The organism is Bacillus sp. ISL-39 (assembly GCF_018613295.1).
Lineage (GTDB): Bacteria > Bacillota > Bacilli > Bacillales > Cytobacillaceae > Mesobacillus.
This window is the reverse complement of record NZ_JAGGQM010000001.1, coordinates 98,294-116,512: the sequence shown is the minus strand read 5'-3', so window position 1 is coordinate 116,512 and position 18,219 is coordinate 98,294. Positions and strand designations below refer to the sequence as shown.

Annotated in this window: 13 protein-coding genes, 1 other RNA gene and 1 other annotated feature; of the genes, 2 read left to right on the top strand and 12 right to left on the bottom strand. The window is 45.5% G+C overall.

Going from position 1 to position 18,219, the window contains the following annotated elements:
- Positions 1 to 48 precede the first annotated feature (48 nt).
- The 5 genes from recD2 to cymR form a co-directional block, all read right to left on the bottom strand.
- Positions 49 to 2,508, bottom strand: a complete 2,460-nt coding sequence (gene recD2, locus J7E37_RS00530; protein ID WP_215021815.1) for an SF1B family DNA helicase RecD2 — start codon at positions 2,506 to 2,508, stop codon at positions 49 to 51.
- 195 nt (positions 2,509 to 2,703) lie between these two features.
- Positions 2,704 to 3,363: a tetratricopeptide repeat protein gene (locus tag J7E37_RS00525; RefSeq protein ID WP_215021813.1), complete on the bottom strand. Its 660-nt coding sequence runs from the start codon at positions 3,361 to 3,363 to the stop codon at positions 2,704 to 2,706.
- Between the two features lie 159 nt (positions 3,364 to 3,522).
- The gene (gene mnmA / locus J7E37_RS00520) at positions 3,523 to 4,638 is read right to left on the bottom strand and encodes a tRNA 2-thiouridine(34) synthase MnmA (protein WP_214778084.1); all 1,116 of its coding nucleotides are present in this window, start codon (positions 4,636 to 4,638) and stop codon (positions 3,523 to 3,525) included.
- Positions 4,639 to 4,705: 67 nt separating this feature from the next.
- A complete protein-coding gene (locus J7E37_RS00515) occupies positions 4,706 to 5,854 on the bottom strand; it encodes a cysteine desulfurase family protein (protein WP_214778081.1) in 1,149 nt (382 codons plus the stop codon).
- 96 nt (positions 5,855 to 5,950) lie between these two features.
- Positions 5,951 to 6,373, bottom strand: a complete 423-nt coding sequence (gene cymR, locus J7E37_RS00510; RefSeq protein WP_041967745.1) for a cysteine metabolism transcriptional regulator CymR — start codon at positions 6,371 to 6,373, stop codon at positions 5,951 to 5,953.
- 221 nt (positions 6,374 to 6,594) lie between these two features.
- On the opposite strand from cymR, the gene J7E37_RS00505 reads away from it, so the two are divergent.
- A complete protein-coding gene (locus J7E37_RS00505) occupies positions 6,595 to 7,863 on the top strand; it encodes a replication-associated recombination protein A (RefSeq protein WP_215022019.1) in 1,269 nt (422 codons plus the stop codon).
- Positions 7,864 to 7,898: 35 nt separating this feature from the next.
- Here J7E37_RS00505 and J7E37_RS00500 read toward each other — a convergent pair whose 3' ends face one another.
- The 5 genes from J7E37_RS00500 to J7E37_RS00480 all read right to left on the bottom strand — a co-directional run bounded on the left by J7E37_RS00500 (position 7,899) and on the right by J7E37_RS00480 (position 13,213).
- Positions 7,899 to 8,660 (bottom strand): tRNA threonylcarbamoyladenosine dehydratase, encoded by a 762-nt coding sequence (locus J7E37_RS00500; protein ID WP_214739263.1) that lies wholly within the window; start codon positions 8,658 to 8,660, stop codon positions 7,899 to 7,901.
- 577 nt (positions 8,661 to 9,237) lie between these two features.
- A non-coding RNA gene (ssrS, locus tag J7E37_RS00495) (6S RNA) lies at positions 9,238 to 9,425 on the bottom strand.
- Between the two features lie 62 nt (positions 9,426 to 9,487).
- Entirely contained in the window at positions 9,488 to 11,263 is a 1,776-nt protein-coding gene (gene aspS / locus J7E37_RS00490; RefSeq protein WP_215021810.1) for an aspartate--tRNA ligase, read from the bottom strand.
- 13 nt (positions 11,264 to 11,276) lie between these two features.
- Positions 11,277 to 12,554 (bottom strand): histidine--tRNA ligase, encoded by a 1,278-nt coding sequence (hisS, locus tag J7E37_RS00485; RefSeq protein ID WP_353049966.1) that lies wholly within the window; start codon positions 12,552 to 12,554, stop codon positions 11,277 to 11,279.
- Positions 12,555 to 12,737: 183 nt separating this feature from the next.
- Positions 12,738 to 12,975 (bottom strand) — a binding site (T-box leader).
- A 61-nt stretch (positions 12,976 to 13,036) separates the two neighbouring features.
- Positions 13,037 to 13,213 carry a hypothetical protein gene (locus tag J7E37_RS00480; protein WP_214778068.1) on the bottom strand — a complete coding sequence of 59 codons (177 nt, stop codon included), beginning with the start codon at positions 13,211 to 13,213 and terminating at the stop codon, positions 13,037 to 13,039.
- Positions 13,214 to 13,403: 190 nt separating this feature from the next.
- On the opposite strand from J7E37_RS00480, the gene J7E37_RS00475 reads away from it, so the two are divergent.
- Positions 13,404 to 15,173 carry an N-acetylmuramoyl-L-alanine amidase family protein gene (locus J7E37_RS00475; protein WP_215021804.1) on the top strand — a complete coding sequence of 590 codons (1,770 nt, stop codon included), beginning with the start codon at positions 13,404 to 13,406 and terminating at the stop codon, positions 15,171 to 15,173.
- Positions 15,174 to 15,426: 253 nt separating this feature from the next.
- On the opposite strand, the gene dtd is transcribed toward J7E37_RS00475, so the two are convergent.
- Both dtd and J7E37_RS00465 read right to left on the bottom strand, forming a co-directional pair.
- The gene (gene dtd / locus J7E37_RS00470; RefSeq protein ID WP_215021802.1) at positions 15,427 to 15,867 is read right to left on the bottom strand and encodes a D-aminoacyl-tRNA deacylase; all 441 of its coding nucleotides are present in this window, start codon (positions 15,865 to 15,867) and stop codon (positions 15,427 to 15,429) included.
- A gap of 57 nt (positions 15,868 to 15,924) precedes the next feature.
- Positions 15,925 to 18,117: a RelA/SpoT family protein gene (locus J7E37_RS00465; RefSeq protein ID WP_215022017.1), complete on the bottom strand. Its 2,193-nt coding sequence runs from the start codon at positions 18,115 to 18,117 to the stop codon at positions 15,925 to 15,927.
- Between the last annotated feature and the right edge of the window lie 102 nt (positions 18,118 to 18,219).

Sequence of the window (18,219 nt, the reverse complement as noted above, 5' to 3'; positions counted from 1 at the left end):
AAGGTTTTCCATGGATAATATAAAAGAATCCGCAATAATCGCAGATTCTTAAGCCTCATTTTCCTCCATGAAATCATAAGGAGTCAGATTGCCCATCCCTATCAGCGGATCAGCTTTTTTGATGATGTCGATATAATCCGTTTCCTCATCTATTGGGATATTTTGTCCACTTAGATTTTCCGGATGGGGCTTGCCTTGTTCCTTTGTGCCTGCTTCACCATTCAATCCAGGCAGCATTTGTACAAGCTTCTCAACCAGTGTGGTATTCCTTGCTGTATCCTCAGAGCGTTCAATCCCCATTTTCAGTGCTTCTTCTTCGCCAACAAGAATGAGGAATTGCTTACTTCTGGTGATCGCTGTATAAATCAGATTCCGGCGCAGCATCCTGTAGTAGCTTTTTACCACCGGAAGGACAACTATCGGAAATTCACTGCCCTGGGATTTATGTACTGAACAGCAATAAGCATGGGTGATTTGCGACAGGTCCTGCCTGTTATAAGTGACTTCAATGCCGTCAAAGGAAACAATCAGCTGATCTTGTTTTTCTGTGTTTTCCTTTGCGTAAAAGATCGCGACTACCTCACCCATATCCCCATTGAATACATTGGCTTCCGGCTGGTTGACTAGCTGGAGGACCTTATCGCCGATCCGGTATTTCACATCGCCAAACGCCAGCTCTTTCCTGGTGCCATCAGCATTCGCATTGAATAAATCCTGCAGCAGCTCATTTAAACGGTCAATACCGGCTGGACCCCTGTACATCGGTGCCAGTACCTGGATGTTCCTAGGGGAATACCCTTTCTTTTTGGCATTCGCGACTACCTTTTCGACTACCTGTGGAATCTGGCTGGTCGTACATTTTATAAACGATCGGTCCGGCTGTTGTGCGGAAATATCGTCTGGCAGATAGCCATTTTTGATTTGGTGAGCGAGTTCAATAATCGACGAACCTTCAGCCTGCCTGTAGATATCCGTCAGCCTGACGGTCGGGACCCTTCCAGAATCCAACAGATCCTTCAGTACCTGGCCGGGTCCTACTGATGGAAGCTGGTCTTCATCTCCCACTACGATGACCTGTATATTGTCAGGGAGCGACTTGAACAATTGATGAGCCAGCCATATATCAACCATCGAGGTTTCATCGATGATCAAGATTTTCCCTTCAAGAGGCTGGTCTTCGTTATGGTCAAAGCCTTCCGCGCCATTCCAGCGCAGCAGCCTGTGGATGGTCACGGCAGGCAGGCCGGTTGACTCAGTCATCCTCTTAGCTGCACGACCAGTCGGAGCTGCAAGCAAGAACGGATAAGGTTCTTCTTTTTTATAATCTTTAGGATCCAAAGAACAGCCATGCAGCTCTGCATATAGCTCAACAATTCCCTTGATGACCGTTGTTTTCCCTGTGCCGGGTCCGCCCGTCAGGATCATCATTGGTGACATGAGCGCAGTCTGGATTGCTTCCTTCTGACTTGGTCCGTATTGGACACCCAGGCGCTCCTCTAGATTACCGAGAGCTAGCAGAAACTCTGACTCAGGAAATTGATTTTCATATTCAGTCTGGTCAAGAATCCTTTTTATGTTCACAACCAGTCCTTTTTCCGAGTAATAAAGGGACGGCAGATAAATCCTGTGCTCTTCAGCAACCAGCTTACCTTCTTCACCAAGCTGGATGATTTCGTTCGAGATATCAGTGAATTGTATCTCTATATTCTGATTGTCCTCAAGCAGTTTTTTCACATCGACGAGCAGTTCCTCTGCATCCATGAAAACATGCCCGCCCTGGATGCTTGAAGCCTCGAGAGTATAAAGACAGGCCGCTTTGATACGATCCGGATGGCTGCCTGTCAAACCCAGCTGGCTCCCCAGTTCATCCGCCCTGCCGAACCCGATGCCTTGGATATCCTCCACCAGCTTATAAGGGTTATTTTGGATTACCTCAATGGCCTGTTCTTTGTATACCTGATAAATCTTCATCGACAGCTGAGGGCCAAATCCATATTCGTTCAATGCGACCATTACTTGTTCAAGGCCCTGATGCTCCATCAAAGTGTCATATAGTTCCTTCGCTTTTTCAGGAGCCAGCTTTGGAATCTGGTCAAGTACTGACGGGTTCTCAATGATTCGCGTTATCGCCTTTTCCCCAAGTGTATCGACGATTTTCTCTGCCGTTTTTATCCCGATTCCTTTGAAGAGATCACTTGATAGGTAACTGATGATCCCCTGCTTTGACTGTGGCAGATCCTTGCGGAAATGTGTCGCATGGAATTGGGCGCCGAACTTAGGGTGCTCTTTTACCTCACCAAAGAAAATATAAGTCTCCTGCTCATGAATCCGGGGGAAATAGCCTGTTATGACTGCTTCCTTATCCTCGTACTGCTCATTCGTTTCCTCAACCCTGATCCTCAGGACTGTGTAAAGATTTTGTTCATTATGAAAAATGGTGACAAGATGCTTTCCTTTCATGAACTTACCCTGTTCTGAAAACAAATCAAGCGAGTCCTGTTTGTCCAAAGCACTTCCCCCTTCCCTCCATTGACTTTTGATTGATGACTGATTTCGCATTAATTCTTGCTTTGTATATCTTAGCCGGTTGTTGTAAGGCATCAAGCTCTCTTCTTACTGCCTCTCATTGAAGAAGTCACAACACCCGTAAAAATTCAGCAGCCAATGATTACTGAAGCAACAAAGTTTACGAAAATAGGCTAATTAATTGAGATCCTGGCCCTCAATCAATTTCTTGCCGTGTCCTGCAAGCAAGTGATCTGGCTGGACTTCCAATGCACGATTGAACATATCGAGTGCCTTGTCGCCATCTTCTTTGTACCCATAAGCTACCCCTAGATTATAAAGTGCGTCCGCATGCTCCGGGTCCAGTTGGATTGCCTGTTCAAGCGCAATAATTGCTTCATCGATAAAAGCTTCCCTGGCCAGGCATAGGCCATATTGAAAATGGGCTTCAGCATCATTTTCGAGAAGCTCCGTGCTGCGCTGTAAATATGGCAGAGCCAGCTTGCTGCTGCCCAACTGTGCGAGACTCATGCCCAGCATAAAAAAATTGTCTCCATTGTCCAGCCCTTTTTTCATGGCCAGCTCAAACATCTTTCTGGCTTCATCGAAATCCTGGTTATCGTAATAAACACTGCCCTTGCTGTAGTATGCTGCGGTAGCATTTTCATCAAGATTGATTGCTTTATCGTAAAAATTCATCGCTCTTTCCGTATCGCCTACCGCGGTAAGAACGTTCCCGAAATTTATGTATGCAACTGGATCCTCTGGATGGTCTTCAATCGCTTCGGCGAATGTCTTGGCTGCATCCTCCCACTTGCCTTCTTTCATAAACTGAATACCTGTCTGATTTTTATCCATATATAACACTCCATTCTCCATGAAAGTATACCATACTAAAGGGAATTTAGACTCTATAGTGGGTGACTTCCCAAACTGTAAATGCGTTAAAAACTCCTAAAAAAGCCTAGTCAAAAAACAATCCCCGGCGAAGCTGGCCCGCCGGGGATTTGATCAGGATTAGCCGACATATGTCAGTTTGCTTCCGTCCTTGAAAATCTCGTCAATCGTTCCTCCGCCAAGACATTCATCACCATCATAGAAAACGACGGCTTGTCCGGGTGTCACAGCACGAATTGGTTCTTTGAACAGGACTTTTGCTGTCCCATCATCCTGAAGTTCGACCGTCACAGCGTTATCTGGCTGGCGGTAGCGGAATTTTGCAGTACATTCGAAAGTCTTAGGCTTTTCCCTATCAGATACAAAGCCGACATTAACCGCCGTGATGCTGTCTGAATACAGCAGTTCGTTGTGGAAACCTTGTTCAACCAGCAAGACATTACGTTCAAGGTCCTTGCCGACAACAAACCAGGGTTCACCTGAACCGCCAATGCCAAGGCCCTGGCGCTGGCCGATTGTGTAATACATCAGACCGTCATGTTTTCCTTTTACAACACCGTCCATTGTCTCCATATTGCCTGGCTGTGCCGGCAGGTAATTCCCAAGGAACTCCTTGAAATTCCTTTCACCTATGAAGCAGATGCCTGTACTGTCTTTTTTGGTTGCCGTGGCAAGGTTTGCTTCCATGGCAAGCTCCCTGACTCGGGATTTTTCCAGATTCCCGATCGGAAACAATACTTTTTCAATCTGGCTTTGACTCAATTGGTTCAAGAAATAGGTCTGATCCTTATTTTCATCAAGGCCGCGGAGCATTTGGCGTTCCCCGTCCCGGTCTTCGACTCGAGCGTAATGTCCTGTCGCCAAATAATCAGCTCCAAGGTTCATCGCGTGCTCAAGGAATGCTTTGAATTTGATTTCCTTGTTGCACATGACATCTGGATTCGGCGTCCTGCCTGCTTTATATTCATCTAGGAAATAAGTGAAAACTTTATCCCAATATTGTTTTTCAAAATTGACCGCATAATATGGAATGCCGATCTGGTTGCAGACGCGGATCACATCCTCGTAATCCTCGGTCGCCGTACAGACTCCGTTCTCGTCCGTGTCATCCCAGTTCTTCATGAAGATGCCGATCACATCATAGCCCTGCTCCTTTAAAATGAGCGCAGCAACAGATGAATCAACACCGCCGGACATCCCTACCACCACTCTCGTATCCTTTGGTGATTTTTCCATTATGCTTCACCTCTTTTCTCTTCCTTTAAAACTTATTCTTCCCTTAAACCTGGCTGTTTTTCTAAAACTAGCTAGTTTTCGCAAGCCGGCTGACAATTTTCGCCGTATTCTCAGCTGCTTTTTCAATCTGTTCCTTCGTATTGTGCAACCCAAAGCTAAAGCGGATGGAATTGGTCAGCTTATCATCTTCTTTTCCGAACATCGCGACCAGCACATGGGAAGGATCGATTGATCCAGCAGTGCATGCTGAACCGCTTGAAGCAGCAATGCCAGATAGGTCAAGATTGACAAGCATCGCTTCGACATTCGTGCCCGGAAAGCTTAAGTTTAAAATATGAGGAAGTGATTTATCAAGCAATCCGTTCAGCTGGAAAGAGATTCCGCTCATTTCGAGTTGGTCAATGAACAAATTCCTTAAATCGTTATAGAAGCTGCGTTTTGTTTCAAGCTCCTTCTGGGATAGTTGAACGGCTTTGCGGAACCCGGCAATAGCCGCTACATTCTCGGTTCCGGCACGGCGCTTACGTTCTTGTTCACCACCGAATAGCTGCCTGGACAGCTTGATTCCTTCCCGGATATAAAGAAAGCCAATCCCCTTGGGTCCATTGATTTTATGGGCTGAAACTGAAAGCAAATCAACCTTCAGATCTTCGACGTCCAAATTTTCAATCCCATAAGCCTGGACAGCATCCGTATGAAAAACAGCTTGATGCTCAGCTAACATTTCACCAATCTCTTTGATTGGCTGTATTATGCCCACCTCATTGTTTCCGTACATTATTGTCACAAGGATTGTGTCATCACGTAAGGACTCATCCAATTTCCCCAAAGAAACCAGGCCATTTTCATCTACTGGGAGATAAGTGACCTCAAATCCGCGCTTCTCCAATTCCTCACAGCTGTGCAGGACAGCATGATGTTCAATCTGTGTCGTAATGATATGCTTTCCTTTAGAGCGATTGCTTTCCGCATAACCGATTATGGCCAGGTTATCTGCTTCGGTACCGCCGCTGGTAAAAATGATATTGTTTCCTCTCGTCCCGATGCTTTTCGCCAGTTCATCTCGGGTATCGTCAAGGATCTTCCTTGCCTCACGACCGAAATGATGGATGCTAGAAGGGTTACCGAATTCTGCTTCCATTACCTTGACCATTTCAGCCAGCACGTCCGGATGCATTGGTGTAGTGGCTGCATGGTCCAAATAGATTCTTTCCAAAGTCTTACCCTCTCTTCAGAAGATTTTTTAAAATTGACGTTGTTGCATTTCCCTTAATAATGGACTGTGCAGGCAACAAATTTTTACGAAGAAAATCTAAATATAAAACATATAAGCGTCAGACTCGCCAAAGTTGTCGGAATGATTGGCTAGGTCCTCGATTGTTGTATTGTCAAGTACGTCCTTGACAGCATCCCTGATTCTTGTCCAGAGTTCGCGCTTGGCAGGTTCCTCATCCTCGATACCCTCGACGATGCTGATTGGCCCCTCGAGGACACGAATGATGTCCCCAGCCGAGATGGTTGATGGTTCTGAACTGAGAATATACCCGCCATATGCTCCCCTGATGCTTTTCACCAGGCCGGCATTCCTTAGCGGAGCAACCAATTGCTCCAGGTAATGCTCTGATAAATCATTCGTTTGCGCAATGGACTTTAGTGATATCGGGCCTTCACCATATTTCTTAGCCAGCTCGATCATGATCGTCAATCCGTAGCGTCCTTTCGTTGATATTTTCATATTGCACCTCTATTCCAATTTTTCTTAAAAAGTTAGCTATTTTTTCAGATATATTCATAATGCCCCATATGGCATTCTCTCACTATAAATAGTATCAAAATCCTCAGTCAATAGGTAGGCTTTTGCAATTATAGCACAAATTGCGTGCCCCATGCGCAAGTCCCTCGTTCGTGTTATTGTATATATACGAAATATGCGTTATTGGAGCGATGAGCATGAATATTAAACCTCTTGCTTTCAGGATGCGGCCGAGGACGATAGAGGAAGTGATCGGCCAGTCACATCTTGTTGCTGAAGGAAAAATCATAAACCGGATGGTCAAGGCTCGGCAATTATCCTCCATGATCCTTTACGGTCCGCCTGGCATTGGAAAAACTTCGATTGCCAGTGCCATTGCGGGAAGCACGAATTTCGCGTTCAGGACCCTGAATGCTGTTACCAATAATAAAAAAGATATGGAAGTAGTCGCCGCTGAGGCTAAAATGTCAGGGAAGGTGATCCTGCTTCTTGATGAGGTCCACCGCCTTGACAAGGCAAAGCAGGACTTCCTGCTTCCTTACCTTGAAAATGGAATGATTGTCTTGATTGGAGCGACGACGAGCAATCCTTACCACGCAATCAATCCCGCGATCCGGTCAAGATGCCAGATTTTCGAACTGAAGCCGCTTGAACCAGATGATATTAAAACTGCATTACGCCGGGCTATTGCCGATGAAGAAAGAGGCCTTGGGGACTTAAAAATTAAGATTACCGATGCGGCTCTTACCCATTTCGCCACAGCTTCAGGCGGAGATGTGAGAAGCTCACTGAATGCTCTTGAACTCGCTGTGCTTTCCACCGAACCAGATGGAGACGGGGTCATCCATATAGATGAAGCTGATGCAGAAGAATGCATGCAGAAAAAAAGTCTCTCTCACGATAAAGATGGTGATGCCCATTACGATGTACTGTCAGGTTTCCAAAAATCGATCAGAGGCAGCGACGTGAATGCCGCCCTCCACTATCTTGGCAGATTGATAGAAGCAGGCGACCTCGTCAGCATTAACCGCAGGCTCCTTGTCATTGCCTATGAAGATATTGGACTGGCCAGCCCGCAGGCGGGACAAAGGACGCTGGCAGCCATCGAAGCAGCGGAAAGGGTCGGTTTTCCGGAAGCAAGGATCCCACTGGCCAATGCGGTTATAGAACTATGTCTGTCTCCAAAGTCCAATTCGGCGTATGTTGCTCTTGACTCCGCACTGGCTGACATCCGTTCCGGGATCAGCGGCGAGGTTCCTGACCACCTCAAGGATGCCCATTATAAAGGTGCGAAAGACCTGGGAAGAGGCGTTGATTATCTTTATCCGCATGATTATGAAGGCGGTTGGGTCAAACAGCAGTATCTCCCGGACAGGATCAAGAACAAGGTATATTACAAGCCCAAGAAAACCGGTAAATTCGAACAGGCCATTGCTGCAATCTATGAAAAGATTACAGGGCAAAAAAAATAAGCGGAAGGGCCGACTTACGGCTCTTCCGCTTATTTTTAGCTATTCACGCGTTCAATTTCAATATCTTTCAACAGCTCTCTGACAACATGACTTGCCATGATGAGTCCTGCTACTGACGGAACAAAAGCATTGGAAGATGGCGGCATCTTCGCTTTCCTGATTTCCGCATTATCATTGCCGACCTCTTTTCGGACATCTTCGCGGATTACGATTGGGCTTTCATCTGAAAATACAACCGGAATCCCCTTTTTGACCCCTTCTTTGCGCAAGCGAGTACGAATGACTTTAGCAAGCGGGTCAGTGTGCGTCTTGAAAATATCAGCAATCTGGAAGCGTGTCGGATCCATTTTGTTAGCGGCTCCCATACTTGAAATCATCGGGATGTCACGCTTGATTGCTTCTTTGATCAAATGGATTTTGTAAGAGATTGTATCCGATGCATCAACAATAAAATCCAGATCATAGCCAAAAATTTCTTCATATGTTTCTTCTGTATAGAACATTTTCAACGCAATGACTTCGCATTCAGGATTTATATCCATGATTCTATCACGCATCACTTCTACCTTCTGCTTTCCGACAGTGGAAAGAAGAGCAATAAGCTGTCGGTTGACATTCGTGATATCAACATCATCCTTATCAATCAAGATTAGTTTGCCAACTCCCGACCTTGCCAGGGCTTCTGCCGCAAACGAACCAACTCCGCCTATTCCCAAAACAGCGACGGTACTGTTCTTCATTATATCTAGGCCTTCCTTGCCAATGGCCAATTCATTACGAGAAAATTGATGAAGCATCCATACTCACTCCAAATTTAAGATTAATGTTACTATCTATACCCGCTTTTGAATATAACATACCCTTCATTATTTTAAAGTATTTTTATAGGAATTGAAGTGTATGTAAGTATTGGTAGAGCACTGAAGGAAAGAAGGGTGTATTACATAGAAGTGTCTATTAGAAGATTTCTATCGGACAAATCGAAGCCGGATTTCCTAATTTTTGTCCATTAGAAGGGCCCTATCGGACAAATCGGAGGCTGATTTCTTTAAATTTGTCCATTAGGAGGGCTCTATCGGACAAACCGAAACTTGATTTCCTAATATTTGTCCATTAGAGGGGCTCTATTGGACAAATCAAAGCCTGATTTCCTGATTTTTGTCCATTAGAGGAGTTATATCGGACAAATCGAAGCCTGATTTCCTGATTTTTGTCCATTAGAAGGGCTCTATTGGACAAACAGAAGGCTAAAACTCTGAAATTTGTCCGTTAGAGAAAAACGATATCAGCCGATACGCATTTGGCCATTTATATGGATGATCGTGACATAAAAAAACCATGCATTTCTGCATGGTTTTAGATTACGTATGTAGGAAGAGTCCCAATCGTGCCGTCGTGTTGGTTGCCTTCGTCTTGAACCCGCTCTCAGCAGGTGGGTGCCCTGTTCCGGATTTCTGTAAGTCCTCTAGCCAGAGGCATTTACGCGGCCCGGAAACGCGAACTCCCGAAGGATAGATGTTAGGTCAAAACTTCAGGTTAAACAACGAACACATCAGGACTCTTCATCTGTTGTTATTATATTACCACACGCCTGAATGAACTTCAAGGATATGGCTAATGGATATTACTGGTCTTTTTTAACATTTAATGACAAGTGAAGTTCGTCCAGCTGTGCTCCGCTTACCTCTCCAGGAGCATCTGTCAGCAGGTCGCTTGCGCTTGCTGTTTTCGGGAAAGCAATCGTATCGCGCAGATTTGATCTGCCAGCAAGGAGCATGACCATTCTGTCCAGGCCAAGCGCTATTCCTCCATGAGGAGGCGTTCCATATTCGAATGCCTCAAGAAGGAATCCAAACTGCTCGACTGCCTGCTCCTTCGTGAAGCCCAGAACGGAGAACATTTTTTCCTGGACATCTCTTTCAAAAATCCTTAGTGATCCGCCGCCAAGTTCATAGCCGTTCAGGACAAGGTCATACGCTTGTGCCTTGACACTTGCCGGATCGCTCTCGAGTAAAGCCAGGTCTTCGCGAGCTGGCATCGTGAATGGATGGTGGGCGGCGAAATAGCGATCTGCTTCCTCGTCGAACTCCAATAGGGGCCAGTCTGTAATCCAAAGGAAATTGAATTTGCTCTGGTCAATCAATCCAAGCTCTTTTCCAAGCTTTAAGCGTAAAGCACCAAGCCCATCTGCTACAACAGACTTCTTATCGGCAACGAATAAGAGAAGGTCTCCAGCTGAAACTCCCAGCTTGCCTTTAAGTGAATCTTGTTCTTCTTCCCCAAAGAACTTGGAGATTGGGCCTTTAAGTCCATCTTCTTCTGCTTTCAGCCAGGCAAGGCCTTTGGCACCGTACACAGAAACAAACTCTGTCAAAGCATCAATATCTTTGCGGGAGTAGTTAGCTGCCGCACCTTTTACATTGATGGCCTTTACCTGCCCGCCGTTTGCGACTGCTGATGCAAATACCTTGAAGCCTGAGTCTTTAACCGTTTCCGACAGATCGACAAGCTCCATCCCAAACCGAGTATCCGGCTTGTCTGATCCAAAGCGGCTCATTGCTTCTTCATAGCTCATACGCGGGAATGTCGCAGGGACATCCAGGCCTTTTACATCCTTCATGACCTTTTGCATCATTTGTTCAGTCAGACCCATGATTTCTTCCTGGCTCATGAAGCTTGTTTCAATATCGATTTGCGTGAATTCCGGCTGGCGGTCAGCTCGCAGGTCCTCATCGCGGAAGCAGCGGGCAATCTGGTAATAACGCTCAAAGCCGCCAACCATCATCAACTGCTTAAAAATTTGCGGTGATTGAGGAAGAGCGTAGAACTCACCCGGATGGACACGGCTTGGTACCAGATAGTCACGCGCTCCCTCTGGCGTGCTTTTCGTTAAAATCGGCGTTTCTACATCAAGAAAGCCTTCTCCATCAAGGAAGTCACGAATCGCTTTTGTTACCTGGTGCCTCATCTTGAATGTTTCGAACATGACCGGACGACGGAGATCAAGATAGCGGTATTTCAAGCGCACATCTTCTGATACATCTGTTTTATCAGCAATCACGAAAGGAGTCGTTTTTGCTTCATTGATGATTGTAAGTTCTTCAGCCTGGACTTCAATTCTGCCAGTCTTTAGATTTTCATTGATGCTTCCTTCACTGCGGGCGATAACCGTCCCTTTGACATCAAGAACGTATTCTGTACGAACTTTTTCTGCAAGCGACAGCGCCTCTTGTGACACATCAGGATTGAAAACAATCTGAACAAGTCCTGTCCTGTCACGCAAGTCGATGAAAATCAGCCCGCCAAGATCCCGGCGCTTCTGCACCCAGCCTTTCAGCGTTACCTTTTCACCGATTGCTTCTTCTGTTACTTCACCGCAAAAATATGATCTCCCAAACATCGAAACTCCCCCTCTACTTGCAAATATCCTTGAATTTTTCAACAAAACTTTCAAGCGGCAGTTGAATTTGCTCTCCATCCGCCATTGATTTCAGGTTAATCTTCTTCTCTTTTAATTCGTCTTCTCCCAGCACTGCTACATATCTAGCATTCATCCTGTCAGCAGCCTTGAACTGGGCCTTGATTTTGCGGTCTTGATAATCTCTTTCCGCAGAGAAACCTGCCATTCTCAAATTGTGGAGCAAGCCTACAGTATAATCCTTTGCTTCATCCCCCAATGAAACGAGGTAGCAGTCGATTTCTTCTTTTACAGGAAGTTCAATCCCTTCCGCCTCCAGTGCTGCAAGCAATCTTTCAACGCTTAGCGCAAAACCGATACCCGGTGTTTCCGGTCCGCCGATTTCTTCGACAAGGCCATTGTATCTGCCGCCGCCGCAAAGAGTTGTGATTGCACCGAAGCCTTCTGCATCACTCATGATTTCAAATGCTGTGTGGTTATAGTAGTCCAGTCCGCGTACTAGATTGGCGTCAACCTCGAATTTAATCCCAAGATCAGTCAAATACTTCGTCACTTTACTAAAATATTGAGCAGACTCATCAGTCAGGTAATCAATGATCGATGGTGCCGACTTCATCAGTTCATGGTCACGGTCAGCTTTGCAATCCAGGATTCGCATTGGATTCTTTTCAAGTCGGTTCTGACAATCGCTGCAGAATTCCCCGATTCTAGGCTGGAAATGGCTCACTAAAGCATCCCTGTGAGCTTTCCTGCTTTCCTTATCACCGAGACTGTTCACGACAAGCTTGAGCTTTTTCAATCCAAGTTCCTTATAAAGGGACATGGCAAGGGAAATCACCTCAGCGTCAATCGCCGGGTCTGCACTGCCCATTGCCTCAACACCAAACTGGACAAACTGGCGGAAACGTCCAGCCTGCGGGCGTTCGTAGCGGAACATCGGTCCCATGTAGTAAAGCTTCACTGGCTGATTAGGACTTCCGAACATTTTATTCTCGACAAAAGAGCGAACAGCCGCTGCCGTGCCTTCAGGACGGAGCGTCAGGCTGCGGTCACCCCTGTCAGTGAACGTGTACATTTCTTTTTGGACGATATCTGTTGTATCACCAACGCTTCGCTTGAAAAGGTCTGTATGCTCAAAAATCGGAGTCCTTAATTCCCGATATTGATATCTTTCACAAAGTTCTCTTGCCTTCGCTTCTATAAGCTGCCATTTCTCTGTCTGGCCTGGCAAAATGTCCTGTGTACCGCGTGGGATATTGATTTGATTAGCCACAGTGCATCCTCCTCCATTCATTTCAAATCATTACTTTATAGGCACCTTTACTTTTTTCTTTGCTTTTAACTTGTTGGGAACTTCACAGATAAAGAACCCCTTCTTAAAGCAACATTCCAATGCAAAACCCAGCCTTATGTAAAAAAAAGAATACAAAAAAGCCCCCAATCCCTTGCTATAATAACAAGGGACGAGAGCTTTGAATTCCCGTGGTGCCACCCTAATTGAAGCGCTTGAATGCACTTCCTCTTTAACAGTTAACGCCTGATTACGTCTCCTCCTAATGATGGGACAGCCCATGTTCAGAGAAAATCCTACGGAGTGTTCATTCGCCAAGTCATCGTGCAGAAATGCTTTCAGCCAAGGCATTTCCTCTCTTTTCACTTGTTTCATGGCTACTGTGCTCCATCAACGGTATGTTTTCTATATAACATTTTATTTATATTATAATACGGAGTCCAAATGGCCTTGTCAAGCACAATTCAAGATCGTTCAATCTGTTTTTTCAGTTTTCGGACATCACGGAGTGAAAGCCCAAATTCCGAAGCTAATTCTACAGTGTTGGAGCTTTGTTCCTTTTGGATAAAATCGTGAAAATCCACTCCGAATAATTGATTCTCCCCGAATGATGCAGAATTTCCTTTGTCACTGAACCGCATGGTATCACCTTCCAATGTTTATTGCTAACTATTCTGCCCAGCCTGTGTGAAAACTTTTCATGATTTTAAGATATTCTTCAACACTTGAATTTTTTTCGTTCTTTACCGATATAAGAGAAAAGTCCTCGTGATTTTACCGGAAAAATCCGGTAATATATTTTTATAGAGAGTAAGAGAGGGAGGGAGAGTATTGCCCAGAAATAAAATGGTTCCGATCATCCTGTGCTTGATGCTTATTTTCGGGAGCCTTCCAGCTTTAGAATCGGCTCGGGCGGATAATGGAAGTGTCTCGATTACTGCCACAAGCTTGAATGTAAGGTCGGGACCGGGACTAAGTTACCCGGTAACAGGATCAGTCAAAGTAGGAGAGAAGTTTTCAATCGTAAAGGAAGAAGGCGATTGGATACAAATCAGCCTTGGCGGCAGTAAAAACGGATGGGTCGCTGAATGGTTTACCGCTAAGGAGTCTCCCAAGACAGCAGTTTCACCAGCTGTTTCGGCAAATTCCAAAGGCTCAGGCAGCGTTAACGTCAATGGGTTGAGAGTAAGAAAAGGGCCGGGCACCAACCACCAGGTCATAGGGTCTTTTAACAGTGGACAAGCTGTCGAAATTCTTGGCTTCAATGGAAATTGGGCCGAAGTGCGCAATAGTAACATAAGCGGCTGGGTCTCAAAGGAATACATATCTGTAAAAGAAAACAAGGCTGAAGAAGCACCGACACCTAGCACTAAAACAAGCGGGACGGTCACCGCTACTTCCTTGAATGTAAGAGAAAAGCCTTCATTGAACTCTAGCAAAGTGGGTCAATTAGGTTATGGAGCTGCAGTGACTGTCCATTCACAGTCCAATGGCTGGGCCGAGATTACATACGAAGGAAAAAATGCCTGGGTAAGCGCTGAGTATGTGAAAATCGGAGGAAAACCAACGGATGACAGCAGCAAGCCCTCACCCCCTGCTGATCAGTTCACAGGCACTGTAACTGCCTCACAGCTCAATATCCGGGATAAGAACTCACTGGATGGCAGCGTTATAGGTTCTGTATCAAAGGGACAAAGCTTTAAGATTCTCGATGAACAAAACAATTGGGTCCAAATTGAATACCAGCCGGGCAAAACAGGCTGGGCAGCAGGCTGGTTTTTCGAAAAAAAGAAAAACGGGCCAGCAGCTGCACCTAGCCAGCCTGTTAAAAACAGCAGCGTTTCCATGCTCCACAACGGGACAAACATTCGCAAAGGCCCAGACACAGGCACAGCAGTCATTTTCCGAGCCAATCAGGGTGACAGCTTTGAAATCTTAAGCGTTGAAAAAGATTGGTATAAAATCGCGCTTCCGAATGGGGCGAGCGGGTTTGTAGCCGGCTGGATTGTTTCTGTAAAAGGAACTGCACCGCAAATAGAAAGACCGGGAGCAGAGAAACACACTAAAAATAAAACTGTCGTCCTTGACCCTGGCCACGGCGGCAGGGATAACGGGACAACGGGTGTAAGAGGTACCCTGGAGAAGGCTCTTACACTGAAAACAGCTCAGCTTTTATATGACAAACTAAGAGCTGCCGGCACAAACGTCATCCTGACCAGGAACAATGACCAATATATTTCACTTGGTTCAAGAGTAAGCAGCTCTCATTACCATAATGCCGATGCGTTTATTAGCATCCATTACGACAGCATTAACGATCGGACCGTCAGGGGCATGACGACTTACTATTACAATTCAAAACAAAAACCTTTGGGTGAACAAATCCACTCTTCTGTAATAAGCAAAACGATGTTAAAGGATCGAGGCACTCGTTTTGGAGACTATCACGTCATCAGGGAAAACAAGCAAACAGCCGTCCTCCTGGAATTAGGCTATTTAAGCAACCCTGCGGAAGAGATGCTTGTCAATACACCTCAATATCAGGAAGCAGTAGCAAACGGGATATTTGAAGGACTTGCCCGCTATTTTAAGAATAATTAAGCAGAACGACTGAAGACATCCCAACTGTCTTCAGTCTTTTTTTGTGAGAAGAAGGGAATGCCCGATAAATCATAAGGCTATCTTTCGGCGCGAGAGGTGCCCTTATCTCTTCGAATCCTCCTCCATAAGGGTATCTTTCACCGTGAGAGGTGCCCTTATCTCTTCGAATCCTCCTCCATAAGGGTATCTATAGGAACGACAAGTCCGCTATATACTAAAAAAAGAATCCCGCTATCGGGATTCCTTCTTTGAATTATTTACTGTCAATGATTAATGTTACCGGACCGTCATTTGTCAATTGAACGTCCATCATTGCGCCGAATACACCTGTTTCGACCTTGATTCCCTTTTCGGAAAGGAAACGGTTGAATGCTTCATAGACAACTTCTGCGTGATCTGGCTTGGCTGCGTCCATGAAGTTTGGACGGCGTCCCTTGCGGCAATCACCATACAGGGTAAACTGTGAAACGGAAAGAATCTCTCCCCCTACATCGAGGAGGGACAAGTTCATCTTTCCTGCTTCATCTTCAAATACCCTGAGATTCGCAGCCTTCTCGGCAAGAAAAGCTGCATCTTTTTCCGTATCCTCATGTGTAACACCCACAAGGATGACAAATCCTTTATTGATGGAGCCTGTTACTTCCCCATCAACTGTCACTTTTGCTTCTTTGCTTCTCTGTATCACTAAACGCATCGGTAATCTCCTTACACATCGGTGTCACAGTTTTTGCTTCATGACTACTAAGTCTGCTTAACTCATTACCCTTCTGACCGCATAGATATCGGGAATTTGCTTAATCCGGTCGACGACTCTTTGCAGATGGCTGACATTATGGATGGCGATGGACATATTGATGGTTGCCATTTTATTTTTGTCAGATTTCCCCGAAACCGCGGTAATGTTCGTCTTTGTTTCATTTACCGCCTGCAGGACTTCATTCAGCAAGCCCCTGCGGTCATAGCCGCTGATCTCGATATCCACATTATATTCCTTGCGGTCATTCAAGCCGGTCTCCCATTCTACCGGAATCAATCTGGCCTGCGCATCCTCAGTGTGGATGTTCGTGCAGTCAGAACGGTGAACAGATACTCCCCTGCCTTTTGTGATGAAACCTACAATATCATCCCCAGGTACAGGGTTACAGCAGCGGGATAGCCTGATCAGCAAATTATCGATACCCGACACTCGGACTCCAGACTCTCGCTTCTTAGCAGGTGAAAATGATTTAAGCTCGGAAACAGCATTCGAAATATCCTTTTCCTGTTCCAGGTCACGCTGCTTGCGGAGCTTTTCTGTCAGCCTGTTGGCTACCTGGAGAGCTGTTATTCCGTTGTAACCGATTGAAGCAAACAAATCGTCTTCATTGGTAAAATTATATTTCTCGGAAACCTTTTTCAGGTTTTCAGTTGTCAAAATCTCTTTAACATCGAAATCCATATTGCGGACTTCTTTTTCCAGGAGCTCACGGCCCTTTTCAACATTTTCATCCTTCTGCTGCTTCTTGAAGAATTGGCGAATCTTGTTTTTTGCCTGGGAGGTCTGTGCAAGCTTTAGCCAATCTTTGCTCGGTCCATAAGAATGTTTTGAAGTAAGGATTTCAATGATATCCCCAGTTTTCAATTGGTAATCCAAAGTCACCATCTTGCCATTGACCTTGGCACCGATCGTCTTATTGCCGATTTCAGAGTGGATTCGATAGGCGAAATCGATTGGCACTGAACCAGCTGGCAACTCGATAACATCGCCTTTCGGTGTGAAAATAAATACCATATCCGAGAAAAGGTCAATTTTTAGAGACTCCATGAACTCTTCTGCATTTGCAGTATCATTCTGGAATTCAAGAATTTCACGGAACCATGATAGCTTTGTTTCAAAATTGGAAGCATCAGTTGGTTTGCCCTCTTTATATGCCCAGTGGGCCGCAACCCCAAATTCCGCGATCCTGTGCATTTCATCAGTCCTGATCTGGACTTCCAGCGGATCACCTTTAGGGCCGATCACTGTCGTGTGCAGGGACTGATACATATTAGGCTTTGGCATCGCGATGTAGTCTTTGAATCTGCCTGGCATCGGTTTCCAGCATGTATGGATGATTCCCAGGATTGCATAGCAGTCCTTGATGCTGTTGACGACAATACGGACAGCCAGCAAATCGTAGATTTCATTGAACTGCTTGTTTTGCAGGACCATTTTCCGATAGATGCTGTATATATGCTTAGGCCTTCCTGAAATTTCAGCCTTGATTGAAACCTCATTCAGCCTTTCCTTCACTTCATCGATGACTTCATCAAGATATTGCTCGCGTTCTGCCCGTTTCTTTTTCATCAGGTTGACGATACGGTAATATTGCTGGGGATTAAGATAGCGTAAAGCAGTATCTTCAAGCTCCCATTTGATTTTTGAGATACCGAGCCTGTGAGCCAGAGGTGCAAAAATCTCCAGCGTTTCATTCGAAATCCTCCGCTGTTTTTCACTCGGCAAATGCTTCAAAGTCCTCATGTTATGAAGGCGGTCAGCAAGCTTGATCAAGATGACACGGATATCCTGTGCCATTGCAACAAACATCTTCCGGTGGTTCTCCGCCTGTTGCTCTTCATGCGACTTATACTTGATTTTACCAAGCTTCGTGACTCCATCAACAAGCATGGCCACTTCGTCATTGAACGCCTCTCTTATATCACCAAGAGTCACATCCGTATCCTCGACGACATCATGAAGAAAACCAGCTGCGACCGTCGCCGGATCCATCTCCAGGTCAGCGAGAATCCCTGCTACCTGGATAGGGTGGATGATGTACGGTTCCCCGGATTTCCTGAATTGATCATGATGAGCCTGTCTGGCGAACTCATATGCCTCTCTTACCATTTCAACATGTTCATCATTCAAATATGATTTTGTACAGTCAATGACTTGTTCTGCGGTCATTACCTGGTCATTCGCCATAGGATCACCTAATTTAAATTTCTTTATATTAACCCGCATTTTCTCTCCAGCGGGAACCAAGGGAAAAGTCGACAAAAATATTAAACATCCTCTATATACAAT